This window comes from Thermostilla marina (assembly GCF_054657455.1).
This window is the reverse complement of the sequence record NZ_BAAHYR010000001.1, coordinates 4,134,123-4,151,570: the sequence shown is the minus strand read 5'-3', so window position 1 is coordinate 4,151,570 and position 17,448 is coordinate 4,134,123. Positions and strand designations below refer to the sequence as shown.

The window sequence follows — 17,448 nt, the reverse complement described above, 5'->3', positions numbered from 1 at the left end:
TCGTGTCGACGAAACATGACGTGCGTCTTGTTTGCCCGCCCGCGACGGCCGGGAATGTTCGTGCATCCCCGGAAGGACTGTTTCTGAGAGAGCATGATGGCCGAGAATCTTCCGTTTACGTCCGAAGAACTGGACGCCGTTCGCAAGGATTTCCCGATCCTTTCTCGATGCGTACACGGCGATGTGCCGCTGGCGTACTTGGACAACGCTGCCAGCACGCAGCGGCCGCGACAGGTGATCGAAACGATCGTGGACGTGTACGAGAACCGTTACGCAAACGTCCATCGCGGCATCCATACACTGGCGGACGAGACGACGGAGCTGTACGAAAACGCACGCGAAGCGGTTCGACGCTTCGTCAATGCCCGTTCATGCGAAGAAATCGTGTTCACCTCGGGGGCGACCGCGGCGATCAATCTGGTGGCGCGGAGCTGGGGCGATGCCAACGTCGGCGAGGGTGATGAAATCCTCGTCACCGAAATGGAGCATCATTCGAACCTGGTACCTTGGTTTCAATTGGCTGAGCGAACCGGGGCCGTCGTGAAGCATGTGCCGATCACCGACGACGGCCGCATCGAATTGGACGAGTTCGGCCGGCGGATTACCGATCGCACGAAGTTAGTGGCCGTGACCGCGGTTTCGAACGTACTCGGAACAGTGAACCCGATTTCCGAGATGGTTTCCATCGCCCACGAGGCCGGTGCCCTGGTGCTGGTCGACGGGGCGCAGGGCGTCCCCCACCAAAGGACCGATGTGCAGGCATGGGACGTCGATTTTTTGGCGGCCGGCGGACATAAGATGTTAGGCCCCTCAGGAATCGGGTTTCTCTACGCGAAACGCGAACTGCTGGACGCGATGCCGCCGTTTATGGGCGGCGGCAGCATGATTCGTGACGTGTATCTCGACCGGTTCACGCCCGGCGACCTGCCCAGCCGATTCGAAGCGGGAACCCCGCCGATCGTGCCTGCGATCGGGATGACTCCGGCGATCGCCTACCTGGAACGGCTCGGCTTCGATCGGATCGCCGCCCACGAGCGGCAGTTGGTCGAAAAGACGCACGAAATGTTCCAGGCCCTAGGCGGCATTCGCATTTTCGGTCCGTCACCGGAACACAAGGCGGGCATCGTCAGTTTTCTGGTCGAGGGGGTCCATGCGCACGACGTTGCCCAACTGCTCGACCGGCAAGGTGTGGCCGTGCGGGCAGGACATCATTGCGCGCAACCTCTACACGAACGCTACGGTGTGGCGGCCACAGCGCGCGCAAGTTTCTATTTCTACAACACGCCGGAAGAGGTCGAACGCCTCGGAGAGGCCATCGAACAGGCGAGAGCCGTGTTTCGACGTCGCCGATCACGCCGCTGAATCGGCGTGTGTCGAAGGAGGCTGCGAGATAAGCAAAGCTTTATTCGCTTGCACGTAATAAAGTCGGCGAGCGGAACTTCGAGGCGCCGTCCCTTGGGGAATATCGCAGAGAAAGACGCTTCTCAGTCGTCGTTGCCGCAACCTTCAGCGCCGCCGGCGACCTTTTGCGACTCTTGAGCCTTGATAGCGTCATACACCTCGCGACGATGAACTTGCACATCCCGCGGTGCATCGACACCTAGGCGAACGTTGCCGCCGCGAACGGCGACCACGGTGACGACGATGTTGTCGCCGATGACGATCTGCTCGTTCGTCTTTCGGGAAAGAATCAGCATACCTCGACCATCCATTCTCAGAAGGCAGCAAAGGAGTACGCACGCCAAGGGACATCCTCGAAGCGCCTCAGCTAGGTGCGTACAGGCGCGAAACCGTACTCCTTCCGTGTCACCCTAATATCATTTTACGTAAAACGGATGGACTTGGTAAACGAAAAATCCCGAAAGAGACCGTCTTCTGAGGCAATACTTCCTCCGGAACGGCCGGTGAACACCCTCCCGCGGCACTGTAATCGCCCCCACGGAGTTGGCTGCGAATTGCCTCGCGATGAATCGTGCAGCGGATGTAAGTGTTTGCTAATAAGGGACTTGTGTCGTTTCTAAGTGGCTTCGGGAACGACCGGGCAGTCCACGGCGCGGGCGGGACAGTGATCGCAATTGCCTCGCCCCCCTCCCGAGGCGGGTTCCGCGATGTGCAATTGACGGACCTCGATGGTTGTTTGCCGACATGGCGGTTCGAACGTGACCGTCCGCGAAATCGGTTCGTTCTCGGCGGCAATAATCACATACCAATAGGCGCCCGCTCGATCGATGGCTTGGCGATTGAGGCCTTCCATCGTGGCGACCGCCTGTTCGTAACTCATGGTTTTGTCTTGGATTGCGTTTTGCTCGCGGCACACGCAGTTGGGAACGTCGAGCGGTGATTGAGGTTCCCAGCCCGAAGGCCACCAAATGCTGGCGATCTGGTATCGCAAGGGGGTGCATACCCGGCCTTGGGCCAGCAATTGACCTTTTCCGTCGGGATCGACGACCACGGCCCATTTCTTTTCGCCGTCGTCCGTGGCGCGACGGTTGTATTCGATCGCGGCGCGAAGCACATCGAAGAACGCTTCGCCCTCTGTAAGTACGCCGATCGGCGGACCGGGGTGATACGGGACGTCGTCGAACGAGTTCGGATGCCAGTTTGCGGGGCGGTCGATCAGGACGGCTTGGTATCGGGCCATCGAGGTATGCCTTCTCGAAAAGGTGGACGCAACGAATCACGCGGAGTTGACCGCTCCGGGGCCTACACGGCGACCAAGCGCCGTCTGCCCTGCTTCCGGAGAGAGCGGTCGCTCACCAGCTCATTGGATCGCTAGTCATCGTAGCAGACGAACGCGAATCCGGCAATTTTCGCACGCAACCAGAGCGTCGCTATTCCTCTTGTCGATCCTCGGCCGGTTCGCGCCGACCTTGCCACACGACGCCCGGATGATCCGCAAAATCGGTGTCTTGCAATTCGCAGGCCAAGAAGGTTCGTGGGGCGCCGTCGTAGGCCCTTCCTTGCATCTCTTGCACGTAGGCTTCGGCTTCTTCGGGATGGCGAGCCAGTACACCCCAGTACGTGACGTAGGCGGTCCAGTCTTCTTCGTCGGCGAATCGTTCAGGATACGTTTTCCAATCGTTCCCGAGTTCCTGCTGTACCGCGCAAACATAGTAATTCAGGTTCGTTTGCGAGGGACGCTGCATGCGAAACGGCTCGAACAGCTCGGGGGCAGCCAGGTTTGCCGCGATCAGCCGGTGAAAAATCACGTCCTCCAAGTCGGTGTCGTTCAGCTTCGCAGCGACCTTGCGAAGGCATTCGAGACAGTCCCGCACGCCCGCGCGGGTCAAACGCTCGACGGTATATAAGGGAATGTGCATCACCTGAGCGGCGAAATCCCGAAATTCACGTTTTGATTCATAGGACGCCAGCCACGCTTTGGCTGTCAAATACGCGAAGTCGCCGACATCTTCCGGATTCAGCTCTTCCAGCACCTCGGCGGCTTTTTCCGGTTGATCCAACGCCAAGAGAGATCGGACATATGAATAACGTTGCCAGGGATCGTTGCCGCCTAACGCAAAGTAGAACTTCAGATAGGTGGCTGCTTCGGTGAAACGATCCATGCTGTAGGCCAGGTAACCGGCTAAGTCGAACAACTCAAGCTCGCGCGCACCGGCTCGGATTGTCTCGTCCAACAGCACCAATGCGTCTCCGCCGCGTTCTTTTTGCATGTAGATGCGGGCGAGAATGAGGGCTGCCGTGACGTTTGTCCGATCTTCGGCGATCGCTCGCGAAAAACACCATTCCGCATCGTCCAACGCGCCGTTTTCGAGGAAGAACAATCCGGCGCGAGTAAAATGCCCCGACCCGTGCGGTTTCCTTTCGAGCGAGGTGCGGAACCAGCTTTCGAGTCGGTCCTTGTCGATGATCGCGTCGGGATCTTCGTCGTTCGCTTCGGCCTGGGATCGCATCAACGAACCAAGGAAGGCAACGATGTTGAGGAGGGCGGGGGCTTCCGGCAGGGTTGCGTGCATCTCTTGCGCCAATTGCCAGGCCTCCGGCAACCGGTCGGCCAATCGCGCGAACGCGCCCGCGAAATACAAAGTGACGGCAACCGAATTCGGATCTTCGAATGACCGCCAATCGACCGCCAGGACTTGATCCAACATCTCAGACGCGGTTTGTGCGGCTTCTTCGATCGTTTTTTCGTGCAGGCTGCGATAAACGCGATCGAATTCATCGCATTGCGGATACCATCCCGGCGACTTTTCTTCGTCGGGGGACGTTGTTGCGGCCTCCGGTGTGTCCGTCGAAGGAGCGGAGTCGCCGACCGCCGTTCCCGAGACGACGCCGCTTTTCGCATACGGTCCTTCGTCGGGAGATTCAAGAAGACCGATCGGCGTAGGCGGCACTCGCCCGTCGAGTAATCGACGAACACGATCGATATATAGATAGCTTCGCGCCGGTGATGCTTCGGCATAGAGTTCGTCCGCGATGCGTTGCGCGGCCTCGCGATCGCCTTTGGCTACGTACACGTTGGCCAGGCGCACGAGAACCTCACAGCGATCTCCGTGGATGCGGCGCGGTTTGAGACGATCGGCCCACGTTTGGAGGATTTCGGCGGCCTTGTCGAAATCGCCTGCGCAAAAGGCTTCGGCGGCTGCGGCCTGATCGACGACCAAATTCAAATACGGGTTTTCTTCGACGGAGGGCAGATTCTCCCATTTAAGTTCGCGGTAGTTTTCGGGGACGAAGCGTCGTACCTGGTCCGGATCGCCCCACAAAAGGGCAAGCATGTCGGTAGCCGCACGCGACGTGATTCGTGCTTCGACGGTTGCGTGGTACGAGTCGACCAGTGTCCACATGTCGTGAACCGCATCGACGGCATCCCGCAGACGGCCTGCTTCGGTCAACAGCATGACGACGTCGCGAGCCCCCACGAATCGCCGATCACCGTTTTGCGTGCCCGGCGGATGCGCGGCCACGCGACGCGCATTCTCGACCGCCATCACAAGATCGCCGCCCTCGCGGTAGACCGAAACGGCATATTCCCGAAAGCAACTGATGCAGTCGGTCTTGCCCGTGCGGTGACAGACGTTGAAGCCCTCTTCGACGATGTCCTGCAAATCGGGCGAGTTGTAGCCGCTTACCGCCGCCACGTGCTTGGCCAGGTTGTCGTAGGAGCAGGCCGTCATCCACTGCACCGTGTAGGCGTATTCGTCTTCGGAAAGCTGCGGATCGAACTGGTAGGCTTCTTCCTTCGATTCCAAGAACCCGATGTTTTCGACGGCCGCTTGACGCCCCGGTTCGGGTTCGTACAGCGATTGAGCTGCGTTCATCAAGTAGAAATTGGCCGTCAGATACGGAATGAGAGCTCGCTCCGAATGAGCCAGCGCTTTCATCTCTTCGGCGATCGTGAACGCGCTGTGCATGCGGGAAGCAAGGTAATGCTGCGACACGCGCTCGGTGTAGACGTCGAATTGAGAGTCGTCCATTCGAGTGTTTCCTCGTCGCTTTTGGGGGCCCGGTGATTCGACTTCGCGAGAGCGAATCGCGTCCTCGCAAAGCATGAACGCGACACGATCGGCACGTTCATTATCTGAATGGGGACGGCCGGAGCAAGAAAAGAACCGTGCCGTTTCACGTTTTCGTTCTTATTGGGGGGATTCGCCGTCGCGACGACCTTGAAGGGCTTCGGCTATCCAGGCCAGATCGTCTTGCATCAAATCATGGGCTTTTTCGTCCAGCGGGACTCCCGCGGCGGTCAAGGAGTGATAGACCATCAATCGCAGTACGGCCGGCAGCGGCATGCCCGGCCGTTGGTCGAGTGCCTTGCGGACGAGTTCGTTCGAACGGTTGAGTACCACCTGATGTTTTCGCTGTTCCGCCGGTTTGGCTTCGACGTGGCGATCGATCAGTTTTTGGAAGGCAGAAGGGATCTTGCCTTGCGTTCGTAGTTGCCGAAACGTCCGTTCGAGTTGCGGGCCGTCCGAAGGAAATACGTACACCGGCGTGCGGGTTCGGCCTTCGCCGATGTACACGTTGGTTTCATCGTTTCCGAGGAATGCCTGCCACCGATCTGCAACGGGTTCGAGCTCGCGGAGTCCCAGTACGGTTTCGGCGAACGAAGGCGACGCCGGAGAGGCCGGACGCAACATGACTGCCGTGTGCCGGGCCGCGGCATCGGAAGCCATCTGCTCCAGCAAAAGGTGCTCGAACGCCCGCACGGCATGGACGCACGGAAACGGCAAAGCCTGAAAGAGACTGTTGAGCAGACCTTCTTGACGACGGTTCGTGTTGCTCCAGACGATGCAATCACATTCCGATTCGGCGAGCGCGTTGCCGCGGCAGCGCGACAGAATTTCGTCGAAGGGAAGATCGCCTTGCGAGGTCGCAAACAGGTAATTGCGGGTGAGGAGTTCCCGGAGCTTGGGATGGTCCAACGCGGCTCCGGCAAATGCGTAGCGATGCCAGTCGACCAGCATCCGCAATTTGTCGCGGTCGCGTTGCTCGAGATCGAACAACTCGGCCAAGATCGATTCTTCGAGAACCGATTGCACCTGCCGCACGTGCACATTGTAAATGAGACTTTCTCGACTGGTCGTCGGTTGACAGTCGGAAAGCTCGACGATTCCTCGCACGAACGCCGCCCACGGCGGCATCAAGCCGTATAGACTCCGCGAGATCACCATGCGGTTCACCGTCACGACCACACCGGGATCCGATCCCGCATGCAACGTGCGCTGCGGTGTGACGTACAGTGCGCCTTTGACCGTGGTGGGCGAGGTCGTTTGCACGCTGAACACGTGTAGCGCGCGTTCCTGAAAGATGTTTTCGAGTTCCAGTTCGACGGCTTGAAGGTCCGGGGTGGGGTCGAGCCATGCCGCGGCCGCAACGTTCGCCCGTTGAGGACGATCGTCGATGTGGATCGGGATCGGCAGAAAGTCGGCGTAATGAACGATCGCCGATTCGAGCGATTTTTCGTCGGACGCGAAGTAGGTGAAGTTGGGCTTCAAGTCGACGAGCACGGTCGTGCCCGGTTCGTCGCGCGAACCCGGGCCGACGCGAATTCCCGATTTCAGGTCGGCTTCCCAACGGACCGGCGGTTCGTCTTGCTTGCGGGTTTCGACGACGATCCGATCGGCGATCAAGAACGCACTGAACAAGCCGACGCCGAATTGACCGATCAGCTCGCCTTCGACCGATTCGCCTTCGGCACGCTTGAGGGCACCGGTGGCCCCGGCTCCCAACGTGCCGAGATAACGACGCGCCTCGTCCATCGTCAGACCGATTCCGTCGTCGGAAAACTCGAGACGTTCTTCCTTCGGATGGCGGCGAACGTCGATTCGGCCGTGATATTCGATGTCGATTTGCCGTCGGCGCATGACGGCGTCGTGGGCGTTTTGGATCAGCTCCCTCACGGCCACTTCCGGCCGCGAGTAAAGCGATGTTCCCATCAAGTCGATGATGCCGGCGACGTCGACGTCGAAGGCAAGATGTTGATCGGACATGGCAAAAGTCGGCGTCTTTCCGAAGAGTTGCAGGTGAAAAATCGCGTTTGTGCCCGGCAAATCGCTTGGTCGTTCCGCCCCATCATATCAGGTGGCCGGGGGGAAGCCAGCGCAGACCGGCGAATCCCATCGTGGGAGGTCCGCATAGGTGTTGGAATCGATACGAGCCGTCCGCCAGGACATGGAGGCGCCGTGTCACTGCACAAGATTGCCTGTTTTTTCTAAAGCCAGCAGTTTGACATCGGCGGTTCTTGACCTAGTGTTCATTACGGAAGCGGGAAGCGAAAGCGACCCGAGTCCGAGGGCGGCCGCGAGGTCGCCCGACCGGCGAGCCGGTTGCGGTCGCGTGACCGCCGGTGAGCCGGAGAAAGGCCTGCCGCCTTTCATCCTCGATAAAGGCAAACCGGTCGTAAGGCCGGGGCGCAAAGCCAAGGGCCGGCCCGCGTGGGACGGTAGCCTGGCTGCCGAAGGGATGGCGTGTCCGGCGTGTACCGGGCCGAGGCGTTCCGACCACCTGTGTGGCGAACCCTCCCTGAGGACGTTTGGGCGTTTCGACGCCGAGACGAGGATGAGGCACAAGCGTTTCGGGTGTGTCGGGATCTTATCGGTACCGCGCAGGCCTGCGGCGTTGCGAGTGATCGGAGCGTCGTCGTACCGAAAAGATCCCCCTTTTCTCGGTTTACCGGAGAACCGCCACTTATCGATCTCCGGCCCAAATTCCTTGATGGAGGAACCAATGAAGTTGTTCGCTCAAAAAGTTCGTCGTTTCCTCGAATCCGAAGATGGCCCGACCGCCGTTGAATACGCCGTCATGCTGGCCTTGATCGTGGTGGTCTGCCTCACGGCGATCTCCTCGTTGGGTACCGCCGCGAACGCGACGTTCGAAGAGGTGGAATCGTCCATCAGCGCTTCGTGAGGACGTGACATCGTCCAGCCTGGTCCGTCGACCTTGGGCTGATTCAAACCATACGCCGGCTCCCTCGATCGCCGACTACGAGGGAGCCGCTTTCTTTTTCTTGGCTTGTTATTCCGTCTCGGAGCCGTTGGCCCTCCCAGGAGGGGGACGCTTGTGCGGCCTCAAGGCCAGGAAAAGATGGTTCAGTTTTTCTATATTCGCTCGCCCGTCCATTTTGTGTCTTAGAGTTTTGGTGGAGAGAAGTTTGCGCCGTCGGGGCGAGTGCGCCGAAATCAGCCGTTTCCGGCCCGACCGGCGAAAAGTCGTCACGTAACTTGCTGATGGAGTTTGCACGATGTTGGACAGCCTCGTAGCGAGCACGAATGCTCACTGGCCGGTGTGGGCGGTCTGTTGGTTCGTGACCGTCACGCTCGTTGTGGCCGCATGGATCGACGGACGACAATTGAAAGTGCCCAACTGGATTACCTTTCCCTTGATCGTTTCGGGGTGGATCGCCTCGGGCGTGATGTTCGGCTGGTCGGGGCTGGGGTGGAGCTTGCTCGGAACGGCCGTCGGTTTGGGACTGCTTTTGCCCGCCTACGCCATCGGCGGCATGGGAGCCGGTGACGTCAAACTGCTTGCCGGCGTCGGGGCCTGGGTCGGCATGACGCACACGCTTTGGGCGTTTGCGATCTCGGCGATCGTCGGGGCGGTGCTGGCCGTCATCATGGTCCTGGTCAAGGGAAAATGGCGGCATCACCAAAGTCAGTTTTTCGGCATCTTGATGGAGATCTTCTATATCCGCGATCCCGAAAAGCTGGCCGCCATTGCCGCCGAACGCAAACCGCGCATGATGCTGCTGCCCTACGGGATTCCGATCGCGATCGGAACGATTGCCTATTTTGCCTTTACGGGCATGCTTTTCCCAATTTGAAAATCGAGAGGCATTCAAGGGGATAGAAACGAATCGTCGGTGCCGCGAGGTCGTGTCGGTCGAACGGTACGAACTGCGGCGCCCTCGGCAACGGGAGCTCGTCTTTTCGTTCCAGGTCGATGTGTTGCGAGGTGCACCATGAGATTCTCCAGGCCACAGGCTTTTCCGCGGGGAGTGATCTCCCTGAAGCCCGACGTTGCCCGTCGTTTTGCAGGCAAAATCAAGGACGTCTGGTCACATAAACTGGAGAAACTTTGTCGGTTGTGCCGAAAACAACGACGAGGTGCCGCAGTCGTCGAATTCGCCATTGTGGCCCCGGTCTTCTTCCTGCTGTTGTTGGGGATGATCGAGTTTGGACGCATGATCATGGTCCAACAGATCATTACCAACGCGTCGCGGGAAGGGGCTCGCGTGGCCGTTTTGGACGGTACGACGACCGACGACGTGGTGGATACCGTCAACACGTACCTCACCAGTGCCGCGATCAACGGTGCGAATATAACGGTTGATCCGGATCCGCCTAGTGATGCGGGTTATGGCGAGCCGGTCACGGTTTCCGTGTCGGTGCCTTTTAGTCAAGTTAGTTGGCTTCCATCGCCAATGTTTCTTGGCGGGACCAATCTCAGCGCAACGACGGTGATGCGCCGGGAAACGGTCCAATAAATCCCGACATTCGGGATAAGGGAAACACCGCTCCCGCTTTGCTGTTGAGCCGGCGGGATCATCGACCGACGGACAATTGGAAACGTCCCCGCGGCCGAACAGTGGAAGACGCCGCCGGGCGGATCTGTGCGATTGAGAATCGGATACGACGGAACATCACGGAGGACACCGTTTCAACGCGAACACACACGGTCGGGAGGATGCCGACAGACCGTGGAAGCGGCCCTCGTCAATATCATGAAGGGTCGGGAAACGGGGACGGGAACCTATGCGAGCCAAGTCGATCGTACTTCTGGTCATGGCCTTGGGATGCGGCCTGGTGGCGGCCATCAGTATCACGCAAGTGATGGCCAAGAAAGATGCCGATCCTACGCCGGCTTCCGAGGAGATGACCTCGATCGTCGTTGCCGTCGACAACATCGGCATGGGCGACGCGGTCGCCAAGGAGCAGGTCAAGCTTGAAGAGTGGCCCAAGGACAAGGTACCCGAAGGCGCATTGACCGATCTCGCCGAGGTCGAAGGCCGGCGAACCAAGACGAAAATCTACAAAGGCTCGCCCTTGCTCGAAGACCAACTCTTGGAGAAAGGGGCGGTCGATGCCGGGGCGGCGCCGCTGATTCCGCGGGGATACCGCGTGGTGGCCGTCAAAGTCGATGCGGTCAGCGGTAGTGCGGCGATCATTCGGCCCAGTGACCGGGTCGACGTCGTGGTTCACTTCGCGGCCAACCCGGCCAAGGGGATCATGAAGAGCGTGACTCGCACGATCCTCCAGAATATCCGTGTGTTTGCCGTCGACGACAAGTACGTCATTACGCCCGAGGACGAAGAGACGAGTGCACCGACGACCGCCAAGACGGTTTCGTTGCTCGTAAAGCCCGAGCAGGCCGAGATGCTGACCGCCGCCAGCGAGTTGGGCAACATCAGGCTGGTGCTTCGCGGTTTGGGTGATGAAGAGACGACCTCGACGCCCGGCGTCGAACCGACCGAGTTGTTGGGTGAGAAGTCGAGCGAAGGCAATTCGGACGACGAGAAGCTGCCCGGCGAAGAGTTCATGAACCGTTTGCTGGCCGGTCAATCGGAACCGACGCCGCAACCGACGCCGGTTCTGCCGCCGACGCCGGATCGTTGGGCGATTCGTGTGATTTCGGGGCCCGTGGTCAGCGACGTGACATTGGAAGCCGAGGAAGCGATTGGTCCGACCGGTGATGGTGAGAAACGCTGGCGGGTGGTGGACGAATACGCAACCGGCGGCGCCGAGACGGGGGGCGTCTCGGATCCCTTCGCCGGCGGCGATGCTCCCCTCGTGCCCGAGCCCGAGCCGGAACCTGAGCCTGAACCTGAACCGTTGATCGGCCCCGAACAGGGCGACTGAGATTCGTTTATCAGCGATCGCGGTCGTGTAATAGAAACCGACAATTCCGCTTGATTTGCGAAGGCAACGGCGGAAGCCGTAATTGCATTTGGATCGCGCAGCGGGCACCGAACACGGTGTGTGCCGATCACGGACGATAGACCCGTCATCCGTTGGACGAGACGACGGTTCACCCTGCCATGCAAGGATGGTCAAGGATGATGAAACGAATTGGACGACTGACGGCGATCGTGCTTGTCTGGGCCGCATTCTGGGGCGGTCGACAATGGCTGCACGCACAGAATCCCGCTCCGCAGCCGCCGGGGAACACCGTAACACCCGCCTTGCAGACGGGGAACAGTGCGGTGTTCAAGGTCACCTCGTCGATGCAGCGGTTGGAGATTACCGTCAATTCCAGCCGCATCATCACGCTAGAGAAGCGCATCCCGCAGGCGCAGGTGAACAACCCCGAGATCTTGGAACTGACGGCGCTTTCGCCCAACCAGGTCCAAGTCTTCGCCAAGAAGGCCGGGGTCACGCAGGTCAATTTCTGGGACGAAGACGGCCGTATCTACACGGTCGATGTCATCGTCTTCGGCGACGCCCGCGAGTTGAGCCTACTGCTGAAGTCGCAATTTCCGAATGCCTCGATCGAGGTGATTCCGATCTCCAGCGGCGTGTTGTTGTCGGGTTACGTCGATCAGCAAGAGCATATTCCGCGCATCATGCAAATCGCCGAAGAGTATTATCCCAAGGTTATTTCGAACTTGACCGTCGGCGGCGTGCATGAAGTGTTGCTTCACGTAAAAGTCATGGAAGTGTCGCGGACGAAGCTCCGGGAACTGGGGTTCGATTGGGGCCAAATCTCGGGAAACAGCACGGTGCGGTCGAGTCCGTCGGGGCTTCTGAGCGCGGTAAATCCGGCCCAAACGTCGTACGATCCGTCGGTGGGCATCGTGATCGACAATCCGATCTCGGCGGTCACCTCGGGCGGCGAGACGTTCGCTTTCAGCGTGATCGACGGCGGCAGCGCCTTCTTCGGCGTGTTGGAAGCGTTGCGGCAAGACAACCTGATGAAGGTATTGGCCGAGCCGACGTTGGTTACCGTGAGCGGTCGGCCCGCGTTCTTCCAGGTCGGGGGTGAGTTTCCCATTCTCGTACCGCAAAGCCTCGGGACGGTTTCGATCGAATACAAGAAATACGGGACACAGGTCGACTTCGTGCCTATCGTGCTGGGCAACGGCCGAATTCGGTTGGAGGTACGGCCGCGGGTAAGTGAAATCGACAGCGCCCGCAGCGTGACCATCAACTCGACGACGGTGCCGGGCCTTCGCGTCCGCGAGGTCGACACGGGGGTCGAAATGCAGGCCGGTCAAACATTGGCGATTGCCGGTTTGGTTCAAACACGCACCGAAGCCGAACGTCGCGGGCTGCCGTGGGTTTCGGACGTGCCGTACTTGGGCATGGCCTTCCGCAAGGTCATGGAGCGGCAAAACGAAGTCGAATTGCTCATCTTGGTTACGCCCGAACTCGTCGACGCCATGGATCCCGAAGAAGTGCCGCCCTGCGGGCCGGGGACGCAGACGGCGAGCCCGACCGACGGCGAGCTGTATTTCAAGGGATACATCGAGACGCCGAGATGCTGTCCGCCCGGTTCGCCCGCCGGCGAAAAAGGAGCCGGAGGCGGAGGCCAAATGCTCGACATCACACCCCAGGGATTGACCGTCAAACCGGTCGATCCGCAGGCGTCGGCAAAGCCGGGAGTGATTCATCCGGCGTCGCAAGCGCAGAGCAAGCCGCAAACCTCTTCCGATCGTCAAAACCGGAACGAGTCGTCGTCTCCGCAGAAACTGCCCGGATTCATCGGTCCGGTCGGATACGAAGGCGCCCGCTGAATTTTGTGTGCCATAATTCAGTAGGTTTACCGAGACTTTGACGACAGGATGAGCTACCGCGCCGCGACGTCTTCCGCGGCGTGCAGGATGTGTCCTCGGGCGAGCCGTGCCGCGTTCGCCCTTTTCCTCGTATTTGACGAAACAGCCATGAGCAACGTACTGCGCCTCGCCATCGTCGACCCCAACGATCGCACTCGCGAAGAGCTGAAAAAGCTTTTGTTGGGCATGGATATGATTTGGCTCGAGGCGGAGTGCTCGCGTTACGAATTCTTTTGCGACGTGATCACTCAGACGACGCCCGACATCGGCGTCGTGGCGATCGATGCCGACCCGCAAAAGGGGCTCGACCTGGTCGCTCGTCTGAGTCAGCAAGCGCCCGACTGCGCGGTGTTGGTCGTCAGCTCGTCGTCCGACGGGAACATCATCCTTCAGGCGATGCGGGCGGGGGCCAAAGAATTCCTGCCGCTTCCCATTCGCTTGGACGACCTGCTGGCCGCCTTGGGGCGAATCAGCGAACGACGTTTCGGCAGCGGGGAAAAGCGGGCGCGAAGCTCGCAGGTCATCGCCGTGGCCGGAGCGACCGGCGGCGTCGGTTGCAGCACCATCGCGGTCAATCTGGGCTGTGCCCTGGCGGCCGACGAAAAGAACACCGTTGCCCTGGTCGATCTCGACTTTTGCCTGGGCGATGCCGACGTGCTCTTGGATACCATTCCCGACTACACGATCGTCGACGTGGCCCAAAACGTCACACGCTTGGATTATTCGCTGTTGAAGCGATCGCTCACCAAGCACTCGTCGGGCTTGTTCCTCCTGCCGCGACCGGTGCAACTGGAAGACGTGAGTCTCGTGGCGCCCGACGATTTGCAGCGCGTCATCGGCTTGCTCAAGGCGAGCTTTACGCACCTGGTCGTCGACCTCTCGAAGAGTTTCACTCCGATCGACATGGTGGCGCTCGAGATGGCGCAACACATCGTGTTGGTCACACAACTCGACCTGCCGTGTCTGCGGAACGTCGTTCGACTATTGATGTCGTTCCAGAACATGGAAGGAATGGTCGACAAAGTTCGTGTGATCGTCAATCGCGCCGGGTTGGACTCCGGACAAATCAACGCGAAAAAGGCGCAAGAGACGATCGGCCGGGAAATCTTCTGGCAGATTCCCAACGACTATCGCACGGTCAGCGAAGCCCGCAACAACGGTGTACCGCTCATCCAGCACGCGCCGAAGGCCAACATTACCCAACAAATCAACGACCTGGCCGTGGCGTTGTGTGCCGACGACCCCGCCCAGGTGGCCGAGGCCAAGAAGAAGAGTTCCGGCTTGGGCGGCCTTCTGAAGATGTTCGGCAAAAGCGGGAAATAGCCGGCTCGTCGCGTTGCACGCCGTACTTGGGGATTGGGGCGAGAGTGTGTCCGCGTCTCAAAGGTCCCTACGGTGGTTCACAATTCGCAAGTGTCCGTCAATAGGTCGGCGGTGTCTTTTTCCTCCTCTCGGTGTACCGCCGGCTGCGAACAGTGCTTACGAAGCCTCCTTCGATGGCGGGGTGTGATCTAGCCATAAGCTGTGCACTACTAATGGGGTAGTCGAGCCGCTATATTGGCTTATGGTTGCCGTTGTTTCGCTAAAAGAGGGGTTGGGAGTGTGAATACCCCATGTTCTGGCGGTAATTTCTGTTGAAATTGCACAATCAGGGGCCATAAAAGCTCCAAAAAAACGCCGTGAAGTGCCATTTTCCTGCCCCGTTTTAGAGTATACTTGTTGTTGGAGGGGATGGACTGAGGGCAAGGAGCAGGCACGTGGGATCAGGCCGCAGGATTCTCTTCGTTGACAGCCAGACCCTGTTTCGTGAGGCCGTTACAGCATTGTGTCGGGAACGCCCCGGGGTCGATGAGGCTGTCGCTGCGGGGACGGTGCGCGAGGCCGTCGATGTTCTGAAGTCGAGCGATTTCGATGTCGTCTTCACCGCACCGCGGATGCCCGACGGCACGCCGTTCGATATTCCACGACGTCTGCGCGCGGCACGCGAAAGCGCCCGCGTATTGATCCTCGATGAAGAATTCTCTTTGTTGCACGTGCGGGCGGCAGTTCAGCTTCAGGTGTACGGTTACTGGACCAAGCGGGCCGAGTTCGAGCACTTGATGACGGCCGTCGAACGGGTGATGGACGGGCGCTATGCGTATTGTCCGTGTACCAACTCGGTTGTGCGAATGACGCCTCGCGGGCCCATGTTCATCGTTCCGCCCGACCGCGACTTGCTGGGGCGATTGACCCACCGGGAGCTCGAAGTCTTGTTCCATCTCGCACGGGGCAAAACGTTGCGGGAATGTGCCGAGGAGTTGCAATTGTCGACGAGTACCGTCGACAACCACAAGACGCACATGATGCGCAAACTCGGGGTCAAACGCACCGTGGAACTGATCTCGGTCGCCTATCGCAACGGTCTACTCGATTGAGCCGGATGGATTGCACGGAGACGTCGATCATCGGTTTCGGCGTCCGACATGCGCAAACCGGAAGCGCCCTGCCGTCGACGGGCTCGGAACTGTCGCTTCTTGAACCGTCCTTGTCGCGCTTCCATCGGCATGCCATCCTTTAGCGTACGGGCAATCCTGGCCGAGCCGTGAAACTTGCGGCAAGACTTTCGAGGCCGAAACGCGACGTGGACCATCCTCGAGACGAGCACCAGATCACGCAGCGAGTCCGCCGAGGCGGCACGTGGATTGCCTGCGCGCAGGTCGCTTCGCAGGTTTGGGGATTTCTGATTCTGGCGATTCTCTATCGCTGGGTGGGAAACGTCCCTTACGGACTGTTGGGAATGGTGCTCGTGCCGGTGGCGCTGGCGCGAATTTTTCTCACCTCGGGGTTGGATGTCGCCGCCGTGCAGGATGAAAAGCTGACCGAGGATCAGCTTTCGGCCCTATTCTGGATGAACCAGATTCTCGGCGGCGTCACGGCACTGGCGATAGCCTGCTCGGCGCCGCTGTTGGCGGTTTTCTACCATGAGCCGCGAGTCGCGCCGGTGGCGTGGGCGATGGCCGGGACGACGGTCGTCACCGCGGTGGGATTGCAACATCAGGCGCTTTTGCAACGTCGATTGAGACTGGGTGTGTTGGCGGTATTGCGCGTGCTCAGTCAACTGGTAGGCGGGGTGGCGGCGGTGGCCGTCGCTTGGTCGATCGGCGGTGTGTGGGCGCTCGTTACGCAGCAATATGCCGAGCTCGTCACCCTGGCCGCTTTGGCGTGGTGGTTCGAGCCGTGGCGGCCGCGGCTGCGACTGTTTCGAGCGGGCACGCGGCGACTGTTGCGGTTCGGTACGAATTATACGCTCAGCAGCTTGATGTTCTTTTTGTCGACGAACATCGACAAGGCGCTGGTCGGTCACTTTTTCGGCGCTTCGGTGTTGGGGTTGTACGGTCAGGCCTTCAATTTGGCCATGAAACCCGTGCACACCATCGTGACGCCGTTGACCGGCATCATGCTCCCTGCTTTGTCGCGGGCGCAAAACGATCGACGTGCATATCATCGGCTGCTGCGGTCGTTTGTGCGGTTCCTGGCGTTGTCGCTCATGCCGTGCGGCGTGGGGCTGGCTCTCACGGCGCCCGAGGCAATTCTCGTATTGGGCGGAAAAAACTGGGCGGCGGCGGGGACGATGTTGGCGGTCCTGGCCGTGATGATTCCCTTTCAAGGCGTGTTGAACGCCCTGGGAAGCGTGTACGCGTCGGTCGGACGAGCCGATCGCCTGGCGGTCGCTTCCTGCGGCGTAGCCGGCGCGCTGACTGCGGCATTCGTGGCGGCTTGTTTCGGGCCGCACGAGGGAGCGGGAGTTCGGATGGCCGTTGCCTACACGGCAACCCTGGCGGTCGTAATCTTTTCGCCGTACCTATGGTGGGCGCTGCATACGGTAGGAATGTCGATCAAGGATCTTGCGAAAGAATGCTTTCGGCCGGTGTGGGCGTCGGGAGTGATGGGCGGCATCGTACTCGCCGTAAAAATCGGTTTGCCACAGTTGGTGTCGATGAGGCCTGAATTGTGGTTGCTCGTCGAGGTGAGCGTCGGCGTCGCCGTTTATGCCGTACTCATGCGCCGGGATTTGTTCGTGCTGTGGAAACACGGGAAGGAAGCTGTCCTTTCGTTGCGATAGTTTTCGGCAAACGCGGGATCGAAAGGCGTCGAATTCCTGCGAGTGGGCGTCCTTGGTCGGGAGGTGCCTCGGCGCTAGAATTAGTAAAGAGATCGGTCGTTGATCGACTTCGGTTTCG

13 protein-coding genes and 1 riboswitch are annotated in these 17,448 nt (G+C 59.8%); of the genes, 9 read left to right on the top strand and 4 right to left on the bottom strand.

Annotated elements, in window-relative coordinates; all coding sequences use genetic code 11:
* Nucleotides 1-93: 93 nt before the first annotated feature.
* The gene (locus ACYQ2I_RS15000) at nt 94-1,362 is read left to right on the top strand and encodes a cysteine desulfurase (protein WP_460167839.1); all 1,269 of its coding nucleotides are present in this window, start codon (nt 94-96) and stop codon (nt 1,360-1,362) included.
* Nucleotides 1,363-1,484: 122 nt separating this feature from the next.
* Here the strand turns inward: ACYQ2I_RS15000 and csrA are convergent, their stop codons facing one another.
* The 4 genes from csrA to ACYQ2I_RS14980 all read right to left on the bottom strand — a co-directional run bounded on the left by csrA (nt 1,485) and on the right by ACYQ2I_RS14980 (nt 7,451).
* Nucleotides 1,485-1,697 carry a carbon storage regulator CsrA gene (gene csrA, locus ACYQ2I_RS14995; RefSeq protein ID WP_460167838.1) on the bottom strand — a complete coding sequence of 71 codons (213 nt, stop codon included), beginning with the start codon at nt 1,695-1,697 and terminating at the stop codon, nt 1,485-1,487.
* 320 nt (nt 1,698-2,017) lie between these two features.
* Nucleotides 2,018-2,641, bottom strand: a complete 624-nt coding sequence (locus tag ACYQ2I_RS14990; protein ID WP_460167837.1) for a hypothetical protein — start codon at nt 2,639-2,641, stop codon at nt 2,018-2,020.
* Nucleotides 2,642-2,831: 190 nt separating this feature from the next.
* Nucleotides 2,832-5,435, bottom strand: a complete 2,604-nt coding sequence (locus tag ACYQ2I_RS14985) for a tetratricopeptide repeat protein (protein ID WP_460167836.1) — start codon at nt 5,433-5,435, stop codon at nt 2,832-2,834.
* Nucleotides 5,436-5,594: 159 nt separating this feature from the next.
* Nucleotides 5,595-7,451, bottom strand: coding sequence for an ATP-binding protein (locus tag ACYQ2I_RS14980; protein WP_460167835.1), 1,857 nt, complete (start codon nt 7,449-7,451; stop codon nt 5,595-5,597).
* Between the two features lie 387 nt (nt 7,452-7,838).
* Nucleotides 7,839-7,920: riboswitch (cyclic di-GMP riboswitch) on the top strand.
* Nucleotides 7,921-8,187: 267 nt separating this feature from the next.
* On the opposite strand from ACYQ2I_RS14980, the gene ACYQ2I_RS14975 reads away from it, so the two are divergent.
* The 8 genes from ACYQ2I_RS14975 to ACYQ2I_RS14940 all read left to right on the top strand — a co-directional run bounded on the left by ACYQ2I_RS14975 (nt 8,188) and on the right by ACYQ2I_RS14940 (nt 17,330).
* A complete protein-coding gene (locus ACYQ2I_RS14975) occupies nt 8,188-8,367 on the top strand; it encodes a Flp family type IVb pilin (protein ID WP_460167834.1) in 180 nt (59 codons plus the stop codon).
* Between the two features lie 334 nt (nt 8,368-8,701).
* Nucleotides 8,702-9,280, top strand: a complete 579-nt coding sequence (locus ACYQ2I_RS14970; RefSeq protein WP_460167833.1) for an A24 family peptidase — start codon at nt 8,702-8,704, stop codon at nt 9,278-9,280.
* A gap of 138 nt (nt 9,281-9,418) precedes the next feature.
* Nucleotides 9,419-9,943 (top strand): TadE/TadG family type IV pilus assembly protein, encoded by a 525-nt coding sequence (locus tag ACYQ2I_RS14965; RefSeq protein WP_460167832.1) that lies wholly within the window; start codon nt 9,419-9,421, stop codon nt 9,941-9,943.
* A gap of 268 nt (nt 9,944-10,211) precedes the next feature.
* A complete protein-coding gene (gene cpaB, locus ACYQ2I_RS14960; protein WP_460167831.1) occupies nt 10,212-11,315 on the top strand; it encodes a Flp pilus assembly protein CpaB in 1,104 nt (367 codons plus the stop codon).
* A gap of 197 nt (nt 11,316-11,512) precedes the next feature.
* The gene (locus ACYQ2I_RS14955) at nt 11,513-13,189 is read left to right on the top strand and encodes a type II and III secretion system protein family protein (protein ID WP_460167830.1); all 1,677 of its coding nucleotides are present in this window, start codon (nt 11,513-11,515) and stop codon (nt 13,187-13,189) included.
* A gap of 147 nt (nt 13,190-13,336) precedes the next feature.
* Nucleotides 13,337-14,551, top strand: a complete 1,215-nt coding sequence (locus tag ACYQ2I_RS14950) for a CpaE/TadZ family protein (protein ID WP_460167829.1) — start codon at nt 13,337-13,339, stop codon at nt 14,549-14,551.
* Between the two features lie 434 nt (nt 14,552-14,985).
* The gene (locus tag ACYQ2I_RS14945) at nt 14,986-15,642 is read left to right on the top strand and encodes a LuxR C-terminal-related transcriptional regulator (RefSeq protein ID WP_460167828.1); all 657 of its coding nucleotides are present in this window, start codon (nt 14,986-14,988) and stop codon (nt 15,640-15,642) included.
* Nucleotides 15,643-15,848: 206 nt separating this feature from the next.
* On the top strand, nt 15,849-17,330 hold the full coding sequence (locus ACYQ2I_RS14940; protein ID WP_460167827.1) for a lipopolysaccharide biosynthesis protein: 1,482 nt from the start codon (nt 15,849-15,851) through the stop codon (nt 17,328-17,330).
* Nucleotides 17,331-17,448: the final 118 nt, after the last annotated feature.

Excerpts from the sequence above, each read along its gene's own strand:
- ACYQ2I_RS14965 (WP_460167832.1), top strand. The coding sequence starts at position 9,419 with ATGAGATTCTCCAGGCCACAGGCTTTTCCGCGGGGAGTGATCTCCCTG.
- ACYQ2I_RS15000 (WP_460167839.1), top strand. The coding sequence starts at position 94 with ATGATGGCCGAGAATCTTCCGTTTACGTCCGAAGAACTGGACGCCGTT.
- ACYQ2I_RS14975 (WP_460167834.1), top strand. The coding sequence starts at position 8,188 with ATGAAGTTGTTCGCTCAAAAAGTTCGTCGTTTCCTCGAATCCGAAGAT.
- ACYQ2I_RS14990 (WP_460167837.1), bottom strand. The coding sequence starts at position 2,641 with ATGGCCCGATACCAAGCCGTCCTGATCGACCGCCCCGCAAACTGGCAT.
- cpaB (WP_460167831.1), top strand. The coding sequence starts at position 10,212 with ATGCGAGCCAAGTCGATCGTACTTCTGGTCATGGCCTTGGGATGCGGC.
- ACYQ2I_RS14950 (WP_460167829.1), top strand. The coding sequence starts at position 13,337 with ATGAGCAACGTACTGCGCCTCGCCATCGTCGACCCCAACGATCGCACT.
- csrA (WP_460167838.1), bottom strand. The coding sequence starts at position 1,697 with ATGCTGATTCTTTCCCGAAAGACGAACGAGCAGATCGTCATCGGCGAC.
- ACYQ2I_RS14985 (WP_460167836.1), bottom strand. The coding sequence starts at position 5,435 with ATGGACGACTCTCAATTCGACGTCTACACCGAGCGCGTGTCGCAGCAT.
- ACYQ2I_RS14955 (WP_460167830.1), top strand. The coding sequence starts at position 11,513 with ATGATGAAACGAATTGGACGACTGACGGCGATCGTGCTTGTCTGGGCC.
- ACYQ2I_RS14970 (WP_460167833.1), top strand. The coding sequence starts at position 8,702 with ATGTTGGACAGCCTCGTAGCGAGCACGAATGCTCACTGGCCGGTGTGG.
- ACYQ2I_RS14980 (WP_460167835.1), bottom strand. The coding sequence starts at position 7,451 with ATGTCCGATCAACATCTTGCCTTCGACGTCGACGTCGCCGGCATCATC.